Source organism: Mycobacterium sp., assembly GCF_040509115.1.
GTDB lineage: Bacteria > Actinomycetota > Actinomycetes > Mycobacteriales > Mycobacteriaceae > Mycobacterium.
The window spans coordinates 1-4,428 of the sequence record NZ_JBEVLO010000372.1; the positions used below are offsets into that span (position 1 = coordinate 1).

Below are 4,428 nucleotides of genomic sequence, written 5' to 3' on the forward strand. Positions count from 1 at the left end.
GGAGGCCAGGTCGAGATCTCGCAGGCGACGGCCGCGGCTCGTCGGGCGTTGCCGGGGTGGAGGGCGCAGGCGGCAAGCGTGCGGGGCCGGGCGCTCTGCCGAGTAGCCGACGAGCTGGAAGCCGAGCTGGAAGACGTCGCCGTGCTGCTGGCACAGGAAACGGGAAATGCGATCCGCCGACAATCTCGACCCGAGGTGCAGTCGGCCGTTGACTTGCTGCGCTACTTCGGTGGTGCCGCCGCCGAGAGCAAGGGCGAAACCGTCCCCCTGGGCGACGCGATGCTCAACTACACCTTGCGAGAGCCGGTGGGCGTGGTTGGCGCCATGACTCCGTGGAACGCTCCGCTTCAGCTGGCCGTGGTGAAGGTTGCGGCCGCAATAGCATTGGGCAACACCGTCGTACTGAAGGTGTCCGAGGAAGCACCGCTGACCGTGCTGCGCTTCGCCTGGCTAGCTTCGCTGCACCTGCCCGCCGGGGTGCTGAATGTCGTCACCGGCCTCGGTGACGAGGCTGGCGCGGCCCTCATCGCCGAACCTGGGATCCAGAAGCTCTCCTTCACCGGCTCGACATCGGTGGGCCACATGGTGATGCGGGCGGCATCGGACCGCATCGTGCCGGTGTCCTTGGAACTGGGCGGCAAGAGCCCATCGATCGTGTTCCCCGACGCTGACGACGAACGGACCGCCCAAGGTCTGGTCGATAGCATGCGGTTTCCTCGTCAGGGTCAGTCGTGCACCGCGGGAACCCGCCTGCTCATCCACACGTCCATTTACGACAGCGTCCTCGACAAGGTCGCTGCCGCTCTCGATCGCCTCGTCGTGGGCGACCCCGTAGACGAACGCACCGATATCGGCTCCATCATCAACGAACGGCAGCACGATCGAGTCCGGTTCTTCGTCGACGGCGCTGTCAGCCAGGGCGCCGAGATCGTACGCGGCGGGCACGACGTCGCGGTCACCCCTGAGTTGGCCCCCGGCCACTTCTACGCCCCGACGATCCTGAGCGGTGTCCGCCCGGATTGGGACGTCGCACGCGAGGAGATCTTCGGCCCGGTGCTGGTGGCCATGCCCTGGTCAGAGGAATCCGAAGCGATCCGTCTGGCCAACGACTCCTCCTACGGCCTGGCCGCCTATGTGTGGACCAAGGACATCAGCACCGCACTGCGGGCCGCTCACGCCATCGAGGCCGGGTGGGTCCAAGTCAATCGGGGCCTGGGGCAGCTGCCTGGCATGAGCTACGGCGGCACCAAAGCGAGCGGCCTCGGCCGCGAATTCTCGATCGAAGGTGCAATCGAGGCCTTCACCCACCGGAAGACCATCACAGTCGGAATCTGAACAGAGCCGAAAGCGGCTTTCGGCCGCCGCACCACCCGCGGCGACAGCCAACGAGGAGGAACAGTCATGACCCAGTCACTGCAAACCACCGACCCCGACGCCGACACCGGCGCCGCCCCCGACGTCGACACTGACGTCGACATCTCATCGATGACGCGCGACGAGGTCATCGCCCACAACATCAAGGTCGTCGAAGCTCACTTCCACAACGAGACACCCGAACTGGTCGACAAGGCCATCGCCCTCTACGGACCCAACATCGTGTGGGAGGCACCGGCGCGGGGCGTGCTGCTCACCGATCCCGCCGAAGTCAAGAAGGCCTACCTCGGCATCTACAGGACCGTGTCGTTCAACAAGGCAACCACCCTGCGCCGCTTCGCCACCGAGGACTACGTCTTCGACGATCAGGTCATCGACATGACCGTCATTGGAGAGGACATGCCCAACCTCGGGTTCAAGCCCGGCGACCGGATCAGCATGCGGCTCATTCATTGCTTCGAGATGAAGGACGGCAAGATCTCCCGCGAAATCGCCTACGAGGTGTGCCGTGACTTCGGCGGCCCCCGGGACGTCGACTCGATTCCCGAGAACTCCCCCGTCGAGGAATTCCCCAGCGGCCCGCACTACCGCCGCTAACCAGCTTTCGCCCCACACACCCTTAGGAGAAACCTTGAAGCTCATCGGATTCGACCACTTCGGCGTGCGTCACGTCGGCGCCCTCGAGGACGGCAAAGCCCGCAACCTGGGCACCGCAGACGAGTTCTACGCCGACACGAGTGCCGCACTGAACAGCACGGACGGTGCCCTATTCGACCTCGACGACCTGCGGATCGAGCCGCCGGTGCCCACAACCTCTCGCATCTTCTGCGTCGGCATCAACTACCGCAGTCACGCCGCGGAATCCAAGGACTTGGCGGGGCTCGACGAGCCCAAGCTGCCGATGATCTTCGGTCGCTGGGCACAGTCACTGGTGCCCAACGGATTTCCCGTTCCCGTGCCGCCCAACGAACAGGGCCTCGACTGGGAGGTCGAACTGGCCGCGGTCATCGGGACGTCCGGGTGGAACCTCAAAGAAGAAGAAGCCCTTGCTCACGTCCTGGGATATGCAGCCTTCAACGATCTCAGCGCACGCAAGAAGCAACTGGAGACACCGCAGTTCACGATCGGCAAGAACGCTGACTTCAGCGGCCCCATCTCCGAGATCATCACCGCCGACGAAGTCGGTGACATCTCGGGCGGACTCGACGTTTCCACCCACGTCAACGGCCAACTCATGCAGCAGGGAAACACCCGCGATCTCATTCACACGGTGGAGAAGATCATCTCCTACATCACCGACACCATCACCCTGCAGCCCGGGGACGTCATCGCCACCGGCACGCCAGGTGGCGTTGGAGCCGGCCGAAAGCCGCCGATCTTCCTGTCCCCCGGTGACGACGTGACCGTCACGGTGGAAAGAGTCGGAACCGTCAGCAATCCGATCGTTGCGCGTTAAAGCGCAAGTCGGATAGCTCCTTTCGATTGGAACAGAAGATGAGTGACGAGACATTTGACGTAGCCGTGGTCGGCTACGGACCGACGGGCCTGGTAGCGGCCTCACTTCTCGGAGCGATGGGCCATCGCGTCGCGGTGATCGAACGGCACCCCACGCTCTATGGACTCCCCCGGCTCACCCACATCGACGGCGAGACTGCGCGCATCGTGCAGGCCGCCGGCGACGTCGATCTGGCGCTGCGGGACGCCCAGGCCCTCGACAGCTTCAAGTACCTCAGCGCTGACGGCAAGGTCCTCGTCGATCTGCCGTGGGCGGGGGAATCCTGCGGGCATCCAGGTCACATCTCCATGTATCAACCCGACATCGAACAGGCAATCGACGAGCGCGTTCGCCAACATTCGAACGTCACGCGTCTCATGGGTTGTCGCGCAACAGGATTGACGGTCAACGCCGACGACGTCGAGGTGCGCGCTCAACGCGTCCACGACTCGCCATCCGCCAGCAACGTCATCGACGTGCGGGCCAGGTACGTGCTCGGCGCTGACGGCGCCAACAGTTTCGTACGCAACGCGCTCGGGATCGGCCAAACCGACTTCGGCGTCGACGAGCGTTGGCTCAACATCGACACCACCACACGACGCCCGCTGCCCGAGCGATTCCGCTACACGATGGTGTTCTGTGACCCCGCCCGCCCGCACATGTTCATGCCGATCGGGCAGAACCGCCAACGCTTCGAGTTCGCGGCGTTGCCCGACGAGAACAAGGACGATCTCGAACGCGAGGAACGCGCCTGGCAGTGGTTGCGCGCGACCCACGACCTCGGGCCGCAGGACGTGACGATCATCCGCCAAGTGCTCTATCCCATCAAGGCCAAGATGGCCGATTCGTGGGGTGACGGGGGCCGGGTCTTCCTGCTTGGCGACGCCGCCCACAGCATGCCACCCACGATGGGCCAGGGCGCCTGCTCCGGGATGCGCGACGCGATCGCGCTGTCCTGGAAGATCGACCTGGTGCTCCGCGGTCGTGCCACCGACGACCTCCTGGGCACCTACGAGGCCGAGCGTCGACCGCACGCCCAAGCGATCGTGGAAGGGTCGGTGATGCTCGGGGAGGTCGCCTACACCATGGACCCGGAGCGGGCTGCCGCACGCGACGAAGCGTTCCTCAACGGGTCGATGCCGCCACCGCCGCCCTTTCCCACGCTGCAGACCGGGATCATCGAGACGACCGCGGAAGGCGTCGCTGCACCGTTCGCCGGCACCCTCGCCCCTCAGGGGCTGGTCTCCAGTCACGACGGGCGCATCGGTCGCTTCGACGACGTATTCGGCCACGGGTTCAAATTGATCACCCGCGCCGATCCCTACACCCTGCTCGGGCGTGAACACGCGGCGTTCCTGGAACGCATCGGCTGTACGGTGCACACGCTGGTGCCCGGCCAAGCGCGTTCCTTCGGAGACGGTGAAGGCACCTATGCCCGATACTTCGACGATATCGGTGCTGACCTGTTCATCAGCCGCCCCGACTTCGTCGTCTTCGGGTCAGCCTCCGTTGCCGGTGTCGGTGCCCTGTTGGCGCAACTGGAGGACAAGCTCTGTTTC

Annotated in this window: 4 protein-coding genes; all 4 read left to right on the forward strand. The window is 65.0% G+C overall.

The features are described from left to right. Nucleotides 1-1,335 (forward strand): aldehyde dehydrogenase family protein (locus ABW137_RS25725; RefSeq protein WP_526404291.1); only part of this gene is annotated, 1,335 nt, incomplete at its 5' end. Nucleotides 1,336-1,401: 66 nt separating this feature from the next. Next, nucleotides 1,402-1,971: a nuclear transport factor 2 family protein gene (locus ABW137_RS25730; protein ID WP_526404292.1), complete on the forward strand. Its 570-nt coding sequence runs from the start codon at nt 1,402-1,404 to the stop codon at nt 1,969-1,971. Nucleotides 1,972-2,005: 34 nt separating this feature from the next. Continuing rightward, nucleotides 2,006-2,830, forward strand: a complete 825-nt coding sequence (locus ABW137_RS25735) for a fumarylacetoacetate hydrolase family protein (RefSeq protein ID WP_526404293.1) — start codon at nt 2,006-2,008, stop codon at nt 2,828-2,830. A gap of 38 nt (nt 2,831-2,868) precedes the next feature. Beyond that, the coding region (locus tag ABW137_RS25740) for an FAD-dependent oxidoreductase (protein ID WP_526404294.1) at nt 2,869-4,428 on the forward strand (1,560 nt) is incomplete at its 3' end.